The organism is Streptomyces sp. HPF1205 (assembly GCF_020400825.1).
In the GTDB taxonomy this organism is placed as follows: domain Bacteria; phylum Actinomycetota; class Actinomycetes; order Streptomycetales; family Streptomycetaceae; genus Actinacidiphila.
In genome coordinates, this window is sequence record NZ_JAINVH010000008.1 from 115,718 (window position 1) to 134,968 (window position 19,251).

Sequence of the window (19,251 nt, forward strand, 5' to 3'; positions counted from 1 at the left end):
GCGGCGGCGCGGCCGCGGGCGCCCGCGGCCGCGGCGAGCGGCTAACCGTGCCAGGACCGCCACAGGGCCGCGTAGGCCCCGTCCGCGGCGACCAGTTGCTGGTGGCTGCCCAGCTCACTGATCCGGCCGTCCTCGACGACGGCGATGACGTCGGCGTCGTGCGCGGTGTGCAGCCGGTGGGCGATGGCCACCACCGTGCGGCCGTCGAGCACCCGCGACAGCGAGCGTTCCAGGTGGCGGGCCGCGCGGGGATCCAGCAGCGACGTCGCCTCGTCCAGCACGAGCGTGTGCGGGTCGGCCAGCACGAGGCGGGCCAGGGCGAGCTGCTGGGCCTGGGCCGGGGTGAGCGCGGCGCCGCCCGAGCCGACCTCGGTGTCCAGGCCGTCGCCCAGCGCCCGTGCCCAGCCCTCGGCGTCCACCGCCCGCAGCGCCTCCCACAGCTCCTCGTCGGTAGCGCCGGACCTGGCGAGGCGCAGGTTGTCGCGCAGCGAGCCGACGAAGACATGGTGCTCCTGGTTGACCAGCGCGACGTGCGCGCGGACCCGCTCGGCCGGCATGAGCGCCAATTGCGCGCCGCCGAGGGTCACCTCGCCGGCCCGCGGGGCGTAGATCCCGGCCAGTAGCCGGCCCAGCGTGGACTTGCCGGCGCCGGACGGGCCGACCAGTGCCAGCCGGGTGCCCGGCGGGACGTCCAGCGACACCCCGTGCAGGACGTCGCTGCCCGCCCGGTAGCCGAACCGCACCTCGTCCGCCGTCACCCGGCGCCCGTCCGGGGAGAGCGACTCGTCGCCCTCCGCCTCGGCGACCTCGCGCACTCCGACCAGGCGGGCGAGCGAGACCTGCGCGACCTGCAGCTCGTCGTACCAGCGCAGGATGAGGTTGACCGGGTCCACCAGCATCTGGGCGAACAGGGCGCCGGTGGTCAGCTCGCCCGCGCTCACCCAGCCGTGCAGGGCGAAGGTCCCGCCGATCATGAGAACGGAGGTGAGGATCAGGGCGTGGGTGAGGTTGACCACCGGGAACAGGACGGTGCGCAGCCACATGGTGTACCGCTCCCAGGCCACCCACTGGCCGATCCGGCGCCTGGACAGTTCCTCGCGGCGAGCGCCCAGACGGTGTGCCTCGATGGTGCGCCCGGCGTCCACGGACTCGGCCAGGACCGCGGCGACGGCCGCGTACCCGGCGGCCTCCGAACGGTAGGCCGACGGGGCCCGCCGGTAGTACCAGCGGCACCCCGCCAGCAGCAGCGGCAGCGCGACCAGCACCGACAGCGCCAGGGGCGGCGAGGTCACCGTGAGGGCGCCGAGCAGCAGCCCGGCCCACACCACGGCGATCGTCAGCTGCGGCACGGCCTCGCGCATGGCGTTGGCCAGCCGGTCGATGTCGGTGGTGATCCGCGACAGCAGGTCACCCGTCCCGGCCCGCTCCAGGACCCCCGGCGGCAGGGCGACGGACCGGACCAGGAAGTCCTCCCGCAGGTCGGCCAGCATCCGCTCACCGAGCACCGCCCCGCGCAGCCGGACCAGCCGCACGAAGAACGCCTGCACCGCCAGCGCGGTCAGGAACAGCGCGACCGTCCGCCCGAGGTGGAGGTCGCGGTGGCCGGACGACAGCTTCTGGACCAGGCCGCCGAGCAGGTAGGGGCCCACCATCGAGGCGAGAACGGCCGCGGTGTTGACGGCGACCAGCAGGACGAGGGACCTGCGGTGGCGCCGGGCCAGTTCCCGCACATAGGCCCGTACGGTCGCGGAGGAGCCCACCGGCAGGGTCGTGCTCCGCCTGGGCGCTGCCGGGTCGTACTCCGGCGGACGTACGCCGATCATGCTGATTCCTCCATCGGCAGGGCGCCGTTCAGCGCCTCGGCGTCGGTTCCGGGACCGCGCTCGCTTCCCTCTCTCGGCTCGGCCGGGTCTCCCGCCCCGGTCCCGGCCCCGTTCTTGGTGCCGTTCTCGGTGCCGGACTCTCGGGTGACCACCGCCCGGTACCGCGGATTCGTCCGCAACAGGTCGTGATGGCCGCCGACCGCGGCGGCGGTGCCGTCCTCCACGAACACGACCCGGTCGGCGCGGTCCAGGACCAGCGGGCTGGAGGTGAAGACGACGGTCGTGCGGTGGGCCCGGATCTCCTTCAGCCCGCGGGCGATCCTGGCCTCGGTGTGGGCGTCCACCGCGGAGGTCGGCTCGTCCAGCACCAGCACCTCCGGGTCGGCCACCAGCGACCTGGCCAGGGCTAGCCGCTGTCGCTGGCCGCCGGACAGTGAACGGCCGCGTTCGGTGATCCGCGCCCGCATCGGGTCGGCGCCGTCCGCGTCGGACCCGGCCAGGGACTGCGCCAGTGCGTCCAGTACGTCCCCGCACTGCGCCGCGGCCAGCGCCGCCCGCGGGGAGACCGCGCCGGACGACGGCACGTCGAGGAGTTCGGCCAGCGTGCCGGACAGCAGCACCGGATCCTTGTCCTGTACGAGGACGACCGCGCGGGCGACCGCCAGCGGCAGGGCGTCCAAGGGCTGCCCGCCGAGCAGCGCCGAGGCCGCGCTGTCGGCGTCGGCGCCCTCCCCGGCTCCGGCCGGACTGTGCCCGCCCAGCCTGTCGGCCAGCCGTCCCGCCGCGTCCGGATCACCGCAGACCACCGCGGTCAAAAGCCCCGCGGGAGCCGTCACCCCGGACCGCGGGTCGTGCAGGTCGCCCGAGGGCGCCGCCACACCGGCGTCCCTGCCCGCACCCGGCCCCCCGCCCCGGCCCGAGTCGGCGTCCGTCCGGTTCAGCGCCAGCACACGCGCCGCGCGTTTGGCGGAGGGACGGGAGAACGACCAGGCCATGGCGATCTCCTGGAAGTTCTGCAGGGGCAGCATCAGGAAGGCCACCGATCCGTAGACGGTGACCAGCGTGCCCACCGAGATCCGGCCGTCGAGGGCGAGCCGGGCCCCGTACCAGGCGACGCCGACCAGCAGCAGCCCGGGCAGGACGACCTGGACGGCGCTGATCAGCGCCCACATCCGGGCGCTGTGCACGGCGGCCGCGCGCACCTGCTGGGAGGCGCGGCGGTAGCGGTCGAGGAAGAGGTCCTCACCGCCGATGCCGCGCAGCACCCGCAGGCCGGCCACCGTGTCCGAGGCCAGTTCGGTCGCCCGGCCCGCCTTCTCCCGCTGCAGGTCGGCGCGCCGGGTGGCGGCGGGCAGCAACGGCAGGACGGCCAGGGCGAGCACGGGCACCGCGGCGGCCACCACGACGCCGAGCGCGGGCTCGTAGACCAGCAGGGCGACGGCGACACCGACCGTGGCCAGCAGCGCGGAGGTGAAGCGCGCCACGGCCTCCACGAACCAGCCGATCTTCTCCACGTCGCCGGTGCTCACGGCCACCACCTCGCCCGCCGCGACGCGCCGGGTCAGGACGGAGCCGAGTTCGACGGTCTTGCGGGACAGCAGTTGCTGCAGGCGCGCGGACGCGGCGATCCAGTTGGTGACCGCCGTGCGGTGCAGCATGGTGTCGCCGACCGCGGTCAGCACACCGAGCAGCAGCATCCAGGCGCCGGCCAGCGCCAGCCGGGTACCGGAACGGTCGACGACGGCCTGCACCGACATGCCCACGGCCGCCGGGAAGGAGGCGACGGCGGCCATGTGGAGCAGGCCCCAGGCGGCCGCCGCCGCCTGCCCGCGCCATTGCCGCAGCTCCAGCCAGAGCAGGAAGCGGAATCCCGACCGCACATCGGGGTCGCCCGGATCGGAAAGAGGAAGACTGCGTAGGGACGGCATGATGTCCTGGGCTCGATGGGTTCTCGGCGGGGGACCGTCGGCAGGCACGGCCGCATGGGGGAAGAGGGCGGGGAACGAAGGGGGAGGAAACGTACCGGGCTCGGTCAGGAGCCGCACAAGGTTCGCCTCGCCGACGTCCTCGGGTCAACCGGTTTTCCCGCCGCGACCGCCCGGCGGCGCTCGCCGCCGGCCCCCGCCCGACCCGCCGGCCCCCGCCCGACCCCTCGGCTCCCGCCCGACCCCTCGGCCTCGTCCCGCCCCCTCGACCCCCGCCCGCCCCCGCGACTCCCTCCTTCGGACGGCAATCGCTTGCAGCAAGACGGCGCAACTTCTTCCGCGCCTTCTATTGACGTGTACGCATCGATAGCGGGAAGCTCCTGCCGGATCCGGGAGTACCGGATCCGTTACCCCACATCGGCGGCCAGGCGCGTGGCTGCCTTCGCCGGGCACACCCGCGTGCGCCCGCTCATCGAAGGAGCCGCCCATGAGATCCCGCGTCCTCAACGGGGCGCTGGCAGCGCTTGTCACCGCGGCCGGACTGCTCGCCGTCTCGGCGCAGCAGCCGGCCCACGCGAGCCCGCCCGGCGCGAAGGACGTCACCGCGACGCTCTTCGAGTGGAAGTACGACTCGGTCGCCACCGCCTGCACCACCACCCTCGGCCCCAAGGGCTACGGCTACGTCGAGGTCTCACCGGCCCAGGAGCACATCCAGGGCCCGCAGTGGTGGACCTCGTACCAGCCGGTGAGCTACCGCATAGCCGGCCGGCTCGGGGACGCCGCCGCATTCGCGCACATGGTGGCCACCTGCCACGCCGCCGGAGTGAAGGTCATTGCCGACGCCGTGATCAACCACATGACCGCCGGCTCCGGCACCGGCACCGGCGGCACGAACTACACCAAGTACGACTACCCCGGCACGTACCAGGTCCAGGACTTCCACTCCTGCCGGACCAGCATCAGCGACTACACCAACCGCTACGACGTCCAGAACTGCGAACTGGTGGGCCTTGCCGACCTGGACACCGGCAGCGACTACGTGCGCTCCACGATCGCCGGCTACCTCGACAACCTGATCTCGATGGGCGTCGACGGCTTCCGCATCGACGCCGCCAAGCACATCGCCGCCTCCGACCTGGCCGCGATCAAGGCCAAGCTCACCAACCCGAACATCTTCTGGGCGCAGGAGGTCATCTACGGGGCCGGCGAGGCGGTCCAGCCCGGTGAGTACACCGGCACCGGCGACGTGGACGTCTTCCAGGGCGCCTACGACCTCAAGCGGATCTTCACCAGCGAGAAACTCGCCTACCTCGGCAGCTGGGGCGCGGCCTGGGGAGCGGGATACCTGCCGAGCTCCCAGTCGCGCACCTTCGTCGACAACTGGGACACCGAGCGCAACGGCTCCACGCTCAACTACAAGTACGGCAACACCTACACCCTGGCCAATGTCTACCTGCTGGCCTGGCCGTACGGCTCGCCCAACGTCTATTCCGGCTACGAGTTCTCCGACAACGACGCCGGACCTCCCAACGGCGGTACCGTCAACGCCTGCTACGCCGACGGCTGGAAGTGCCAGCACGCCTGGCCGCAGATCGCGAACATGGTCGGCTTCCACAACGCCGTCGCGGGCACCGGCGTCACCGACTGGTGGGACGACGGCGGCAACGCCATCGCCTTCGGCCGCGGCGACAAGGGGTATGTGGCCATCAACCACGAGGGCGGCGCGATCACCCGGACCTTCGCGACCTCGCTGCCCGCCGGCACGTACTGCGACGTCCAGCACAGCGGCACCAGGTACACGGTCGGCTCCGACGGCACCTTCACCGCCACGGTGGGCGCGGGTGACGCCGTCGCCCTGTACGTGGGCGCTCCTTGCGGCTGACCAGGGCCTTCCCCGGCCTCGGGCGGGCGAAGGCCCGCCCGAGGTGACGCAACACACGCGGTTGGCCACTCTGCGGCGGTACACGGCACACTGTGGACTTCCGCATTCCGCGGGATCATCACCACAGAGGGGACCTCCGACCCATGAAGGGTTTTCGCGCTTTCCTGCTGCGCGGCAACGTCGTGGACCTGGCCGTCGGCATCGTCGTCGGCAGCGCCTTCACCAGCCTGGTGAGCAACTTCGTGAAGGCGTTTCTCACGCCGATCGTCGGCCTGGTGTCCGGCGCCACCGGTGACTTCACCGACAAGTCCTTCCACGCCTCGCGCGTCACCTTTCCCTACGGTGTGTTCATCAACGCGCTCATCAGCTTCGTCCTCGTCGCGTCGGTGATCTACTTCCTGGTGGTGCTTCCGATGAACCGCATGCAGGAGCGGTTCTTCCCGAAGGCGACTTCGGCGCCCATGCGCGAGTGCCCGGAGTGCCTGACCGCGATACCGGCCGCCGCCAAGCGGTGCAGCGCCTGCACCGCCCCGGTCGGCCCGCAGGGCACGGTCCAGGGCGAGCCGGCCGACCTGGCGAAGTAGCCCGCGGCTTTCGCGGCGAGTGCCGTCCGCGGGCCGTCGGCGGGCGGCACTCCGACGGGGCCGGTGAGGTCGGCGGGCGGACCCGGCCGGTTCGGCGGGCGGACCCGGTGACGTACGCGACCGGCCCCGGCTCAGTCCCGCGGCCGGTCCGGCTCGCCCAGTGCCTCCAGCAGGCCGGTCAGCGCCGCGCGCTGGGCGTCGTCCAGCGGCGCGAGCAGTTCCGCGGCCGCCGCCCGGCGGGCCCGACGCAGCTCCAGCAGCGCCCGGGCGCCCCCCGGCCGCAGTTCGATCCGGGTCACCCGGCGGTTGTGCGGGTCGGGCACACGCCGCAGCAACTCCTGTGCCTCCAGGGCGTCCACCAGCGTGGTCACCGCCCGCGGGACCACTTCGAGGCGCTGGGCGAGGTCGGCCATCCGCGGCGGCTCCTCGCAGTGCGCGAGCGCGCGCAGCAGCCGGGCCTGCGCCGGCGTGATGCCCAGCGGCTCCAGCAGCCGCCGCTGGGAGCGGTGCAGCCGCCTGCTCAGCGCGATCAACTGATCGGCCAGACGCCCGGTGACCTCGTCGGTTCCCGTACCGGCGGAGTCGGACCGCGCGGCGTCGACGACCAGGGTGGTGCGCGTTTCCATGTGTCGAGGGTACCAGGAGCGGTGTTCATTGTGAACGTAGGTAACAATGAACTACACTCTCGATGTCGAACGCCGCACCCTGCCGCGGGCCCATCGCGCCGGGGTCGCGCCGACATCCGCGTTTCGTTCCCCGAGGAGTCCTTTGCGCCCCGAAAACGATCTCGCCGCCCGCTGGTCGGCGCCCAAGAAGCCGACCGGCCCCACCGACGTCCGCCGCATCATGCGGCTGTTCCGCCCCTACCGCGGCCGGCTCGCCGTCGTCGGCCTGCTCGTCGCCCTGTCCTCCCTCGTCTCCGTCGCCTCGCCGTTCATGCTGCGGGCGGTCCTCGACACCGCGATCCCGCAGGGCCGCACCGGGCTGCTCAGCCTGCTCGTCCTCGGCATGATCGCCACCGCCGCCGCCAACGGGGTCTTCGGCGTCGTGCAGACCCTGATCTCCACGACCGTCGGCCAGCGAGTGATGCACGACCTGCGCACCGCCGTCTACGAGCGGCTGCAGCGGATGTCGCTGGCCTTCTTCACCAGGACCCGCACCGGTGAGGTCCAGTCCCGCATCGCCAACGACATCGGCGGCATGCAGGCCACCGTCACCTCCACCGCCACCTCGCTGGTGTCCAACGCCACGGCCGTGGTCGCCTCGGTCGTCGCCATGGCCGCCCTCGACTGGCGGCTGACCCTGGTGTCCCTGGCGCTGCTCCCGGTCTTCGTCTGGGTCGCCCGCAAGGTCGGCCGCGAGCGCAAGAAGATCGCGAGCGAGCGGCAGAAGCAGATGGCGGCCATGTCGGCCATCGTCACCGAGTCGCTGTCCGTCAGCGGCATCCTGCTCGGCCGCACCATGGGCCGCGGTGACTCGCTGACCCGCGAGTTCGCCGCCGAGTCCGAACGGCTGGTGGACCTGGAGGTACGGTCCAACATGCAAGGCCGCTGGCGGATGGCGGTCATCGGCATCGTCATGTCGGCCATGCCCGCCCTCCTGTACTGGGCGGCCGGCCTCACCTCCGGCCACAACGGCCCGGACGTCTCCATCGGCACCCTGGTCGCCTTCGTCTCCCTGCAGCAGGGCATGTTCCGGCCGACGGTCTCCCTGCTGGCCACCGGCGTGCAGGTGCAGACCTCGCTCGCCCTGTTCCAGCGCATCTTCGAGTACCTCGACCTGCCGATCGACATCACCGAGAAGCCCGACGCCGTCCATCTCGCCACCGTCCGCGGCGAGATCCGCCTGGAGAACGTCGACTTCTCCTACGACCCGGAATCCGGCGACGCGACCCTGCGGGGCATCGACCTCACGGTCCCGGCGGGCGGCAGCCTCGCCGTCGTCGGCGCCACCGGCTCCGGCAAGAGCACCCTCAGCTACCTGGTGCCGCGCCTGTACGACGTCACCGGCGGCCGCGTCACCCTCGACGGCACGGACGTCCGTGACCTCGACTTCGAGACGCTCTCCGCCGCGGTCGGCGTCGTCTCCCAGGAGACGTATCTCTTCCACGCCTCCGTCGCCGACAACCTCCGGTTCGCCAAACCGGACGCCACGGACGAGGAGATCCGGGCCGCCGCGCGGGCCGCGCAGATCCACGAGCACATCGCCGGTCTGCCCGACGGTTACGACACCCTCGTCGGCGAACGCGGCTACCGCTTCTCGGGCGGCGAGAAGCAGCGCCTCGCCATCGCCCGCACCATTCTGCGCGACCCGCCGGTCCTCATCCTGGACGAGGCCACCAGCGCGCTGGACACCCGCACCGAGGCCGCCGTACAGGACGCGATCGACTCCCTGTCGGCCGGGCGCACCACCATCACCATCGCCCACCGGCTGTCCACCATTCGCGACGCCGACCAGATCGTCGTCCTGGACGCCGGCCGCATCGTCGAACGCGGCACCCACGACGAACTGCTCGCCCTGGACGGCCGCTATGCCGCGCTGATCCGCCGCGACACGCAGTTGGCGACCACCGTGCCTTAGGCCGTCCAGGACCCGGGCGGTCCGTATCGCGCGCCGCCCGCACGCGCGCCGCTCATGTCCGTGCCGCCCGCACGCGCGCGTCCGCGCCGTCCGCACCCGCCCGTCCCTCCCCGGGCCGCCCGTACCGCCCCGGTCCGCGTTCGCGCGTGGCCCGCGGACCGACCGTCACCGGGTCACCGGCTCCGCGTTCCCGCCCCGTCCGGCGGCCGGTACGGCTTCTCCTCGGTGGAGGCGAGGATCTCCGCCAGGTGCACGGTCCGCAAGGGCGCGCCCTGCCGTTCGGCGATCCCGGCCAGGTGCATCAGGCACGAGTTGTCCGCGCCGCACAGCACCCGTGCCCCGCTGCCGACGGCGTGGCGGACCTTGTCCTCGCCCATGGCGGCCGACACGTCGGGGTTCTTCATCGAGAACGTGCCGCCGAAGCCGCAGCACTCCTGCGCGCCCTCCAACTCGCGCAACTCGATGCCCCTGACCGCGGACAGCAGCCGCAGCGGCCGGTCGGCCAGGCCCAGCATCCGCAGCCCGTGGCAGGACGGGTGGTAGGTGACGGTGTGCGGGAAGTACGCGCCCACGTCCGTCACCCCCAGCACGTCGACGAGGAATTCCGTGAGTTCGTACGTCCTCGGCGCCACGGCGGCGACCGCCTCGCCGAGCCCGGTCGACCGGCCCTCGTCGGCGGCGCGCCGGGCGATCAGCGGGAAGGCGTCCCGCACCATCGCCACGCACGACCCCGAGGGCGCCACCACGTAGTCGTAGCCCGCGAACGCCTCCGCGTACCGCCGCACCATCGGCTCGGCCTCGCGCCGGTAGCCGCTGTTGAAGTGGGCCTGGCCGCAGCAGGACTGGGCCATCGGGAAGTCGACCGTCACGCCGAGCCGCTCCAGCAGCCGGACGACCGCCCGCCCGGTGTCCGGGTACAGCAGGTCGTTCACACAGGTCACGAAGAGGGCTACGCGCACGGCCGGCTCCCCGGGAGTGCCGCGCGGCGCCCGCTGGACGCTTGTGGCTCACGCATGCGCCCATCCTGCCGCAAGCCCGCGCGGCACGGAAGGATACATCGGATGTATCTCGTGTCAGAGGTACGGCGGGTCGCCGGCGACTCGCCGCACCCCCTACTGGTGGCGGCCGTCCGCGTGGGCGCGCCTGTCCGCGGCGAGCGAGAGCGCCGCGCTCACCACGGCGACCGCTGCCACCGAGATGACGGCGGACCAGCCCACCTGGCCCAGTACGGCCACGACGATCAGCACGACGGCGCAGAAGGCGGCGAACGCCGACACGCCGGACAGCACCGACTTCCAGCTCTCAGTCCCCATTCCCCACAACCTAGAGGCTGCGCGCGGCCCGCGGTGGACCAACACGGACACCGGCCCGGGCCGTGGTAAGGAAGGGCGCGGTCAGCCGGTCGCCGGCACCGGCTCCTGGGCGCGGACGGCGTCCGCCGCGGCCGAGGTCCGCGCCCGCTGTCCGCCCGCGAGCAGCGCGCGGACCTCGCGTACGGCCGTGCGGCCCGCCCGGTTCGCTCCGATGGTGCTGGCCGACGGTCCGTACCCGATCAGGTGAACGCGGGGGTCCTTCAGCACACGCGTGCCCTCCAGGCGTACGCCGCCGCCGGGTTCGCGGAGCCCGAGCGGGGCGAGGTGGTCGAGAGCGGCGCGGAAACCGGTGGCCCACAAGATGACGTCCGCCGCCAGGGTGCGGCCGTCGTTCCAGGCCACGCCGTGCGGCGTGACGCGGTCGAACACCGGCTCCGGGCGCAGGATGCCGCGCGCCCGCGCGTCCTGGACCTCCTCGGTGGCGGCAAGGCCCGTCACACTGACCACGCTTTGCGGCGGCAGCCCGGCCCGGACCCGCTCCTCGACGAGCGCCACCGCCGAGCGGCCCCAGTCCTCGGTGAACGGACCCGTGCGGAAGACCGGCGGTCTGCGGGTCACCCAGGTGGTGCGGGCCACCTTCGCCAGTTCGAGCAGCAACTGCACCGCCGAGGTCCCGCCGCCGACCACGACCACGTGCCGCCCGGCGAACTCGGCGGCGCCCCGGTAGCCCGCGGTGTGCAACTGCCGCCCCAGGAAGGTCTCCTGACCGGGGTAGTACGGCACGAAGGGCCGGTCCCACGTGCCGGTCGCGTTGAGCAGCGCCCGCGCGGACCACGCGCCCTCCCCGGTCTCGATCCGCAGCCGCCCGCCGGCGTCGTCGCGCACCGCGCGGACGTCCACGGGACGCCGCACGCGCAGGTCGAAGGCGCGCTCGTAGCGGGCGAAGTAGGCGCTCACCACCTCCGCGGAGGGACGTCCGGGATCGGCCTCGCCGAGCGGCAGCCCGGGCAGGTCGTGCACGCGGTGGGCCTTGCCGTAGGTGAGGGACGGCCAGCGGTACTGCCAGGCGCCGCCCGCGCCGGGGGAGTGGTCGAGCACGACGAAGTCCCGCTCCGGCCGGAAGCCGGCGCGGCGCAGGAAGTACCCGGCCGACAGGCCCGCCTGCCCCGCGCCCGCGACCGCGACCTCGACCTCCCGCACGCCTGTTTCGTTCATAGTTCTACCAACCGCCCGGCCCGGGCATTGCTTCCCGGACGCTCGGCCGTACGGGCGGGGCGCCGGGTGCCGGGGTGCCGGGGCGTCGGGGTGTCGGGGTGTCGGGGCCGGTCCGACGGCGTCGGGGTCACCGGGGCCGGTGTGGCGGGCGGCCGCGGCTCGGGGACCATGGACGCATGGCCGACACCTTCACCACCCGCGTCGTGGACGTCACCACCGGGTCCTCGCAAGCCGTGCACGACCTGACCGAAGCCTGTGCGTCCTTCCTGCGCGAGGTCGCCCGCGGCCGGGACGGGCTGCTCAACGTCTTCGTCCCGCACGCGACCGCCGGGGTGGCCGTCATCGAGACCGGCTCCGGCAGCGACGACGATCTGCTCGCCGCGCTCGGCGACCTGCTGCCGGCCGACGACCGCTGGCGGCACCGCCACGGCAGCCCCGGGCACGGCAGGGACCACGTACTGCCCGCGTTCGTCGCCCCGCACGCCACCTTCCCGGTGATCGGCGGCCGGCTGGAACTGGGCACCTGGCAGTCGGTCGTGCTCGTGGACACCAACGTCGACAATGTCAACCGCAGGGTTCGGCTCTCGTTCCTGGGGGGCTGATCGTCCGGCCAGGGTGCTGCCGCCGATCCCGGGCATCGGTCCGGCCGTTGAGGATCGGATCGGGTTGCCGCTCGTGGACTGCGGACCGCCAGGCGTGGTGATCGCGGTCTTGTGAGGACGCGCTCGTGCTGTGCGCCGCTCCGGCCGCGCTCACCGAGGTGGCGCACCCGCACAGCACGAGACACCCCGCTGCGACTGCCACGGGCCCGGACCGGTTCACCGTGCTTCCAGGAGTTCGATCACCGGTAAAGAGGGCGAAACGGCGTCGCCGGTTGCCGGGTCCGAGCCGGACCGCGATCCGATCCGATCCGATCCGATCATGGTGGCGGCTCGCTGTTCGCGACTGGTCAAAGATGTTTCGCCGGCGCGCAAAGACGGCCGCGGGGACGGTCGGCATTGTTGTCGCAGGGGTCGATACCCCGGGGGGAATCACGGCGCACGTCCTGGCACAGGGCTGCCGGAAGCCGTCGTGGAGCGCACCCGGTCATCGCCCTCTGGACTCTTCAGCCGGAACGCGGCGCACGAACTCGCCGCGTTCCCATGGAACGGAGTGGCATGCGCATGAACATTACTTCCGGGTTCGGGAAGAAACTGCTGAGCCGGTCCGCGGTGCTCACCGCGGGTGCCGCGCTCGCCATGGGGGGCTTCGCGGGCTCCGCCCACGCGGACAGCGCGAACATCTCGGCATGGACGGTCAGCTCCAGCTCCTGCCCGACCTATTTCAAGATCTGCCTGTTCTACTCGCCCGGCGGCACAGGGGGGCGGTTCGGGACCAAGTACTCCGCGGAAAAGGACCTGAGCGGCTTCACCTTCGGCGGGTCGGGAGCCGGCGTCGGTGACCGGGTTTACAACGACGCGGCCTCGGCGGACAACAACACCGGCTGCAACGTCGCCATCTGGAACTCCACCTACTATTGGGGCGATTCCGACTGGCTGAGCCCGCACAAGGGCGGGAACTTCGGCCCCGCCCTGCGCAACCTCGACAAGTCCGTCGCCGTGGACGACAGCCGCAGCGGCTGCTCCACCCCCACCTACTGAGCGCGGACAGCCGTACCCCGTCGCACCACGGTCGTCCGGGCCGGGGGCGCCGCGCGCCCCCGGCCCACCGTGTCCGCGGCCCACCGTGTCCGCGGCCCGTCGTGTCCGCGGCCCGTCGTGTCCGCGCGTCGGTCACGCCCGTTCGTGCCCCGGAGGAACACGCCCGAGTCCGGAAACACCGATACGACCCCCTTACCGGAGGCATCATGGCTGCCGCGTCATCCCGCGCGGGCATCGCAGCCGCCGCGCTGCTGGCGACCAGCATCAGCGTCCTCGCCGGGTGCGCGAACGGCGCGAACACCACGACCGGCACGACCAGCGCGCACGTCACGGAGAGCACCGCCGCCGCGCCGCCCCCGACCGTGGCCGCCGTCCCCACGGACGTCCCGGCCTCGGCGCTTCATCTGCCCATCGAGGCCTACATGCTGACGCCGCTGCAGGGCGCGCGGCTCGGCTGGGAACAGGACCGGGCGCTGCGTGCGTGCATGGCCCGGTTCGGGCTCGACTACCCCGACGCGGGGCCGCCGCCCTCGGGCCCGGACGCCGGGCAGGAGTTCGCCGTGATGAACCGCCGATACGGTGTCAGCGCGCCCTCGGCGGCGGCGGTGTGGGGCTACCACCTCGCGCGTTCCGCGCCCTCGCCGGCGTCATCGCGTGTCCTGGCCCCGTTGACCGACGCCCAGAGCACCGTTTTCGGTGGTACCGACCCGCGCACCGGGAAGCCGGTCACCCGCTTCCACGGGAAGCCTCTTCCGGCCGGCGGGTGCTCCGCGGAGAGCGCCGACCTGTTCCCTGACGTGGCGAGCCCGCAGGGGCCGGGTACGGCGCCGGGGCAGACAGTCGCCACGATCAAGTCGGACAGTTTCGCCGCGTCCGCCGCCGATCCGCGGGTGACACGCGTCTTCGCCGCCTGGAACTCCTGCATGCGCGGTCACGGCTACCACCTGCCGGCCGATCCGCTCAAGGCTCCGGCCGGCCTGCGTACGCTCCACGACGCGCGGCCCGACCGCGCCGAGATCGCCCAGGCGGTGGCGGACGTCGCCTGCAAGCAGCGGACCGGCCTGGTCCAGGTGTGGTTCGCCGTGGAGTCCGCCTACCAGGTCCGGGACATCGCCCGGCACCGCGCCGACCTGGAGAAGGTGAAGCGCGAGCGCGACGCGACCGCCGCGGCCGTCCAGGCGCACCTCGCGGGATAGCCACGCCGAGCGCCCCGCCTGCCGTCCGCGTCGTCCTGCCTCACCTCGCCCGCCGCCGCGCGTTGTCCCGACCGCGTTGTCCGGCGCCTCGGCCCCGACCCCTGACATGGCGACCGGCCGTAGAACGGCAGGGCGGAAGCCGTCACTGGAGTGGAGCAACGGGGGTCGGAACATGGTCGAGGGAAAAGGGAGCCGGTCACCGGCGGACGCCGAAGTCGCGCTCGGCGCGGGGGTACGGGTGGCGGTGCTGCGGTACGGGGTGTCGGCCGCGTTCGCCGCGCGGGAGGCGGTCAGCGAATCGGTCACCTGGCCGCTGACGCTGGTGTCGGGGGCGCCCTTGCTGGTGCGGCACGACCAGGGCGGTACCCGCCTGCACTCCGGAGACCTGGTCCTGTGGAACCCGGCCCGGCCGGTGGCCGTCTCGAAGACCGCCGGCGCCTCGACCCGCGCGACGGTCCTGCGGCTGCCCCCGCGCGCCCTGCCGATTCCCCCCGGGGCGCTGGGCCGGCTGGCCTGCCGCCCGGTGCCGTCCGTCTCGGGACCGGCTGCGCTTCTCGCCCGTTTTCTTGAGGGAGTCGCCGATGTCGCCCCGACCCTGGAGGCGGCCCCGACCGAGCGGCTCGGGTCGGCCGCCATCGACCTGGCCGCCGTATTCCTGGCGAGTCTTTCGGCCGCTCACGCGCCGGTCGCGCGAGCCGCTCGCCACGACGCGCTCCTGGATGACGTGACCGCGTACATCGCCCTGCATCTGCACGATCGCGGACTGTCCCCCTCGGGGATCGCGCGGGCGCACCACATGTCCGTGCGCACCCTGCAGTACCTGTTTCGGCGGGACGACCGGACCGTCACCCGCTATGTCCTGGAGCAGCGGCTGAGGCGCTGCCGGGCCGACCTGTCCGATCCGGCGATGTGCGGGGTGAGCGCCGGCAGGATCGGATCCCGCTGGGGGTTCAGCTGTGACGCCGTGTTCTCCCGCGCCTTCCGGCAGGCGTACGGCCTGCCCCCCGGGGAATGGCGCAGGAGGCATCTTCCGCTCCGCTGAGCCGCGCCGCGGCCAGGGGCGTACGAACTCGTTCCCGCCGCCTCATCCGCAGACCTCCCGGTAGGGCAGGGCGGAGATGTACTGGCCCCAGACCTGCCGGGTGAGGGCGCCGGTCGTGGTGGCGCAGATCCGCCGCACGGCCTCGCCGGTGTCCATCGCCTGCAGCAGGACGGTGTGGTCGTCGCCGGCGCTGGCCAGGGTGCGGCCGTCGGGGCTCAGCACCGCCTGGTCGATCGGTCCCGTGTGGCCGCTGATGGCGCCGCCCGAGGCGGCCGGCGCGGCAGGGTCGGCCACGTCCCACAGCCGGATGGTCCCGTCGCTGCCGCTGCTGACCAGGGTGCGGCCGTCCCGGCTGAACGCCACGGACAGCACGAAGGCGGTGTGTCCGGTGAGCGGTGCGGCCAGGACGGCGGGTCGGCGGGGGTCGTGCACGTCCCACAGCCGTACGGTGTGGTCGTCGTTGGCGGTGGCGAGGACTCGGCCGTCGGGACTGAAGGCGACGGATCCGACGCCCCCTGCGTGCGCGTTCAGCGGGGGGCACCACGGCCGGGGGTGGGCGGGGTCTGTGACGTTCCACAGCCGGGTGGTGTCGTCCGCGCCGGCGCTGGCGAGGGTACGGCCGTCCGGGCTGAAGGCCAGTGTGCGGACCGCCGCGGTGTGCCCGGCGAGCGGGCCACCGATCTCGCGGGGGTGGGCGGGGTCGGCCACGTCCCACAGCCGCACGGCGTCGTCGTACCCGGCGCTGGCCAGGACGCGGCCGGCGGGACTGAAGACGGCGGTGGTGACGGCCGCGGTGCCGTGGCCGAACGGCTCGTACCCGCGCGGGTGGGCCGGGTCGGTGACGTCCCACAGCCGGACCGTGCCGTCGCGCCCGGCGCTGACCAGGAGGTGGCCGTCCCGGCTGAACTCGAGGTGGTTCACGGCGTTGGTGTTGCCCGGCAGCGGGTCGCCGAGGGCTTCGGGACGGCGGGGATCGGCGGTGCTCCACAGCCGGACCGCGCCGTCGGTGCTGCCCGCGGCCAGGACCCGGCCGTCCGGGCCGAAGGCCACGGTGTTCTCGTAACTGGGAGTGGGCAGCACGGTTTCGGGCAGGTCCCACAGGCGCACTGTCCGGTCGGCACCGACGCTGGCCAGCGCGTGGCCGTCCGGGCTGAAGGCGAGCCAGTAGACGTAACCGGTGTGGCCGGTGAGCGGGGACCCCAGCGGGAGCGGGTCGTCCGGGTCGGTGACGTTCCACAGCCGGACGGTCTGGTCGGCGCCCGCGGTGGCCACCTCCTTGCCGTCCGGGCTGAAGGCGACCGCGTAGATCGTGTCGGCCCCGGCGTGGTCGACCTTTCCCAGCGCCACGGGCGCGGCCGGGTCGGAGACGTCCCACAACCGCATCCTGAAGTCGTTGCCGACGCTGGCCATGATCCGGCTGTCCGGGCTGAACGCGACCGCGTAGACGGTGTCGGTGTGGCCGGCCAGCGGCTTCCCCCACTTCGCGGGCTCGGCGGGGTTGCTGACGTTCCACAGCTGGATGGTGTGGTCGTGGCCGGCGGCGGCGACGGTGCGGCCGTCCGGGCTGAAGACGGCCGAGGCGATGGCACCCTCCTGGCCGCGCAGGGGCGGGCCGATCTCAGCGGAACGGGCGGGGTCGGCGACGTTCCACAGCCGGACGGTGCCGTCGTCGCCCGCGCTGGCCAGCGTGCGCCCGTCGGGAGCGAACGACACCGAGAAGACGACACCGAAGTGGCCGCGCAGCGGGGCGGGCCAGGCGGTCGGGTGCCTGGCGTCGGCGAGGTTCCACAGCCGTATGGAGCCGTCGCGGCCGGCGCCGGCCAGCGTCCGGCCGTCCGGGCTGAAGGCCAGCCACATGACGCCTTTGCTGCGGGCGGGAATCGCGGGGCCGAGCGGTGCCGGGCGCGTGGTGTCGGTGACGTCCCACAGGCGGACGGTGTCGTCCCCGCCGGCGGTGGCCATGAGGTGGCCGCGCGTGCTGAAGGCGACGGCGAAGACGGTGCCGGTGTGGCCGGTGACGGCGGTGGACAGCGGTTCGCTCCGGGTCCCGAGCAGATCGGTGGACAGCAAGCGGGTGGGGTGGATGCGGTAGCCGGCGACGTCCAGCCGGGCGGCCAGCGACTGGTCGGTGCCCCGCAGTTCGTTCGCCCGGGCCTGCACCTCGCCCGAGACGGCGCTGTCACGCTCGGACCTGGCGGTCGACCGCTGCTGGAAGGCAAGTCCCGCCGCGGCCACGGCGAGCACGGTCAGCAGGCCGAGGGCGGCGACCGCCGCGCGGCGCCGCCGGACGCCGCGTCCCTGGTGCCCGGCCGAGGCGGCCAGGAACTCCCGCACCCACGTGCTCAGTTGTACGTCGTCGGCGTGGTCCCTCGCCCACTCCTGGGCCACGGCGAGTCTGGTTCCCCGGTACAGCGCGCTGGTGTCGCGCTGCTCCCTGTCCCACGCCGCGGCGGCCTCGGTGAGCTGCTGCTGGACGAGCAGGCCGGCCCGGTCCTCGCCGATCCAGTCGCGCAGCCGGGGCCAGGCGTGCAGCAGCGCCTCGTGGGTGATCTCCACGGTGCCGGTGTCCAGGGTGACGAGCCGGGCCCGGGCCAGCGCGTCCAGGACGGCGTCCGCGCTGGAGTCGAGTTCGTCCCTGGCCAGGCGGCGCTTGGAGTCCTCGACCTTGTCGTTGAGGGAGACCAGCCGCAGGAAGATGCCGCGGGCCAGGCGCCGCTGAGGGCCGGTGAGGCCGGCGTACACGGTCTCGGCGGTGTTGGCCAGGGCGTGCGGGATGCCGCCCGCGGCCTCGTACCCGCTCACCGTCAGCGTGTTGCCGCGCTTGCGGCGCCAGGTCTCGCGCATCGCGTGGGAGACCAGCGGGAGGACGCCCGCCTGACCGGTCGCGTCGGCCACCACCCGGGCGAGCAGTGCTCCCTCGACCGTGCACCCGGCCTCGACCGCGGGCCTGCTGACGGCCCTGCGCAGCTCCTCCGTGGTCATCGGGCCGACGAGCAGCTGGCAGTGCTGCACGGCGTCCACCAGCTCCGGGTACTGCGAGCAGGCGCCGTAGAAGTCCGCCCGCACGCCGAGGACCACCCGCGTCCGGCTGTTGGCCGCGCCGGCCGCCGCGAGCAGCGCGGTGATGAACGCGGCGCGTTCCTCCTCGTCGGCGCAGAGGGTGAAGACTTCCTCGAACTGGTCGACCACGAGCAGGAGTTCGGCGTCCTGCGGTTGTCCGGCCAGCATCCGGAGCACGGTCAGGTGCAGTGCCCGCGGGCCGGTGCGCAGGTCGTCGAGGAGAGCGACCGGGGAGGCACCGGTGAGGGCGCTGAGCCGGGCCGCGCACTCCTCGAGGGGGTGCGGGCCGGGGGTGAGGACGAGCGTGGTCCATGGCGCGGTCCCGGCTGAGGCCCGGGGGAGCAGGCCGGCCCGCAGGAGGCTGGACTTCCCCGACCCGGAGGCGCCGAACACGGCCACGAACCGGTTGCCGCGGACGCGGGTCTCCAGGTCGTCGGTGAGCCGTTCGCGGCCGAAGAAGCGCGCGGCGTCGCCGGCCTGGAACGCGCTGAGGCCGGCGTACGGGCAGTCCTCGCCCGCCTCGCCCCCGGCGTCCACCGGATCCCCGGCGCCGTTCAGTTCCGCCGACAGCCGGTGCCAGCGCTCCTCCCACTGCGCCTGGTCGCCGCCGCAGGCCCGGACGTACGCGAGGGTCACCGGCAGGCTCGGCAGTCTGCGGCCGGCCGCGGCGTCCGCGAGCGTCGTCGAGGAGAAGTGGGCGGTCCGGGCCAGCTTCCGGTAGGGGGGAGCACCGGCCTTCTCCCTCAGCTTCCGCAGATCCGCCGCGAACTCGCCGAGCGGGCTGTCCTCTTCGTCCAACGGACGTTCACTGCGTGGCACCTGTGACTCCTGTTCCTTTCCGGTAACCGCACATTGTGCGAGGGCTGTTGTCCGGCGTCCAGCGACCGACAGCGGACAACGCCTCCTCCCTTACAAACGAGCCACCGCCGCATTCACGTGGCGGGGACAACCGACCGAGGGGGAACGCACGACCATGAGCAGCAGCACGGTG

14 protein-coding genes are annotated in these 19,251 nt (G+C 73.4%); 7 read left to right on the forward strand and 7 right to left on the reverse strand.

Annotated elements, in window-relative coordinates; translation table 11 throughout:
• Positions 1-41: 41 nt before the first annotated feature.
• Together K7G61_RS11690 and K7G61_RS11695 are read right to left on the reverse strand one after the other, a co-directional pair.
• Positions 42-1,823, reverse strand: coding sequence for an ABC transporter ATP-binding protein (locus tag K7G61_RS11690; protein ID WP_225846679.1), 1,782 nt, complete (start codon positions 1,821-1,823; stop codon positions 42-44).
• Entirely contained in the window at positions 1,820-3,751 is a 1,932-nt protein-coding gene (locus K7G61_RS11695; protein ID WP_225846680.1) for an ABC transporter ATP-binding protein, read from the reverse strand. The genes K7G61_RS11690 and K7G61_RS11695 overlap by 4 nt, the downstream gene beginning before the upstream one ends.
• A gap of 484 nt (positions 3,752-4,235) precedes the next feature.
• Between K7G61_RS11695 and K7G61_RS11700 the strand changes: the two genes are divergently transcribed.
• Together K7G61_RS11700 and mscL are read left to right on the forward strand one after the other, a co-directional pair.
• A complete protein-coding gene (locus K7G61_RS11700) occupies positions 4,236-5,630 on the forward strand; it encodes an alpha-amylase family protein (protein WP_225846681.1) in 1,395 nt (464 codons plus the stop codon).
• Between the two features lie 143 nt (positions 5,631-5,773).
• On the forward strand, positions 5,774-6,214 hold the full coding sequence (gene mscL, locus K7G61_RS11705; protein WP_225846682.1) for a large conductance mechanosensitive channel protein MscL: 441 nt from the start codon (positions 5,774-5,776) through the stop codon (positions 6,212-6,214).
• 131 nt (positions 6,215-6,345) lie between these two features.
• Here mscL and K7G61_RS11710 read toward each other — a convergent pair whose 3' ends face one another.
• Complete coding sequence (locus tag K7G61_RS11710; protein ID WP_225846683.1) at positions 6,346-6,840, reverse strand: MarR family winged helix-turn-helix transcriptional regulator; 495 nt, start codon at positions 6,838-6,840, stop codon at positions 6,346-6,348.
• A 220-nt stretch (positions 6,841-7,060) separates the two neighbouring features.
• Between K7G61_RS11710 and K7G61_RS11715 the strand changes: the two genes are divergently transcribed.
• A complete protein-coding gene (locus tag K7G61_RS11715; RefSeq protein WP_225846804.1) occupies positions 7,061-8,794 on the forward strand; it encodes an ABC transporter ATP-binding protein in 1,734 nt (577 codons plus the stop codon).
• 173 nt (positions 8,795-8,967) lie between these two features.
• Here the strand turns inward: K7G61_RS11715 and K7G61_RS11720 are convergent, their stop codons facing one another.
• The 3 genes from K7G61_RS11720 to K7G61_RS11730 all read right to left on the reverse strand — a co-directional run bounded on the left by K7G61_RS11720 (position 8,968) and on the right by K7G61_RS11730 (position 11,322).
• A complete protein-coding gene (locus K7G61_RS11720; RefSeq protein WP_225846684.1) occupies positions 8,968-9,753 on the reverse strand; it encodes a (Fe-S)-binding protein in 786 nt (261 codons plus the stop codon).
• A gap of 153 nt (positions 9,754-9,906) precedes the next feature.
• Positions 9,907-10,107, reverse strand: a complete 201-nt coding sequence (locus K7G61_RS11725) for a hypothetical protein (RefSeq protein WP_225846685.1) — start codon at positions 10,105-10,107, stop codon at positions 9,907-9,909.
• Between the two features lie 81 nt (positions 10,108-10,188).
• Complete coding sequence (locus tag K7G61_RS11730; protein ID WP_225846686.1) at positions 10,189-11,322, reverse strand: NAD(P)-binding domain-containing protein; 1,134 nt, start codon at positions 11,320-11,322, stop codon at positions 10,189-10,191.
• A 176-nt stretch (positions 11,323-11,498) separates the two neighbouring features.
• Between K7G61_RS11730 and K7G61_RS11735 the strand changes: the two genes are divergently transcribed.
• The 4 genes from K7G61_RS11735 to K7G61_RS11750 all read left to right on the forward strand — a co-directional run bounded on the left by K7G61_RS11735 (position 11,499) and on the right by K7G61_RS11750 (position 15,200).
• Positions 11,499-11,924 (forward strand): YjbQ family protein, encoded by a 426-nt coding sequence (locus K7G61_RS11735; protein ID WP_225846687.1) that lies wholly within the window; start codon positions 11,499-11,501, stop codon positions 11,922-11,924.
• Positions 11,925-12,485: 561 nt separating this feature from the next.
• Positions 12,486-12,962 carry a peptidase inhibitor family I36 protein gene (locus tag K7G61_RS11740; RefSeq protein WP_225846688.1) on the forward strand — a complete coding sequence of 159 codons (477 nt, stop codon included), beginning with the start codon at positions 12,486-12,488 and terminating at the stop codon, positions 12,960-12,962.
• Between the two features lie 206 nt (positions 12,963-13,168).
• Positions 13,169-14,158, forward strand: a complete 990-nt coding sequence (locus K7G61_RS11745; protein WP_225846689.1) for a hypothetical protein — start codon at positions 13,169-13,171, stop codon at positions 14,156-14,158.
• 172 nt (positions 14,159-14,330) lie between these two features.
• Positions 14,331-15,200, forward strand: a complete 870-nt coding sequence (locus K7G61_RS11750) for a helix-turn-helix domain-containing protein (RefSeq protein ID WP_225846690.1) — start codon at positions 14,331-14,333, stop codon at positions 15,198-15,200.
• Between the two features lie 42 nt (positions 15,201-15,242).
• On the opposite strand, the gene K7G61_RS11755 is transcribed toward K7G61_RS11750, so the two are convergent.
• The gene (locus K7G61_RS11755; RefSeq protein ID WP_225846691.1) at positions 15,243-19,079 is read right to left on the reverse strand and encodes a hypothetical protein; all 3,837 of its coding nucleotides are present in this window, start codon (positions 19,077-19,079) and stop codon (positions 15,243-15,245) included.
• Positions 19,080-19,251: the final 172 nt, after the last annotated feature.

Excerpts from the sequence above, each read along its gene's own strand:
- K7G61_RS11690 (WP_225846679.1), bottom strand. The coding sequence starts at position 1,823 with ATGATCGGCGTACGTCCGCCGGAGTACGACCCGGCAGCGCCCAGGCGG.
- K7G61_RS11695 (WP_225846680.1), bottom strand. The coding sequence starts at position 3,751 with ATGCCGTCCCTACGCAGTCTTCCTCTTTCCGATCCGGGCGACCCCGAT.
- K7G61_RS11700 (WP_225846681.1), top strand. The coding sequence starts at position 4,236 with ATGAGATCCCGCGTCCTCAACGGGGCGCTGGCAGCGCTTGTCACCGCG.
- mscL (WP_225846682.1), top strand. The coding sequence starts at position 5,774 with ATGAAGGGTTTTCGCGCTTTCCTGCTGCGCGGCAACGTCGTGGACCTG.
- K7G61_RS11710 (WP_225846683.1), bottom strand. The coding sequence starts at position 6,840 with ATGGAAACGCGCACCACCCTGGTCGTCGACGCCGCGCGGTCCGACTCC.
- K7G61_RS11715 (WP_225846804.1), top strand. The coding sequence starts at position 7,061 with ATGCGGCTGTTCCGCCCCTACCGCGGCCGGCTCGCCGTCGTCGGCCTG.
- K7G61_RS11725 (WP_225846685.1), bottom strand. The coding sequence starts at position 10,107 with ATGGGGACTGAGAGCTGGAAGTCGGTGCTGTCCGGCGTGTCGGCGTTC.
- K7G61_RS11730 (WP_225846686.1), bottom strand. The coding sequence starts at position 11,322 with ATGAACGAAACAGGCGTGCGGGAGGTCGAGGTCGCGGTCGCGGGCGCG.
- K7G61_RS11735 (WP_225846687.1), top strand. The coding sequence starts at position 11,499 with ATGGCCGACACCTTCACCACCCGCGTCGTGGACGTCACCACCGGGTCC.
- K7G61_RS11740 (WP_225846688.1), top strand. The coding sequence starts at position 12,486 with ATGAACATTACTTCCGGGTTCGGGAAGAAACTGCTGAGCCGGTCCGCG.
- K7G61_RS11745 (WP_225846689.1), top strand. The coding sequence starts at position 13,169 with ATGGCTGCCGCGTCATCCCGCGCGGGCATCGCAGCCGCCGCGCTGCTG.
- K7G61_RS11750 (WP_225846690.1), top strand. The coding sequence starts at position 14,331 with ATGGTCGAGGGAAAAGGGAGCCGGTCACCGGCGGACGCCGAAGTCGCG.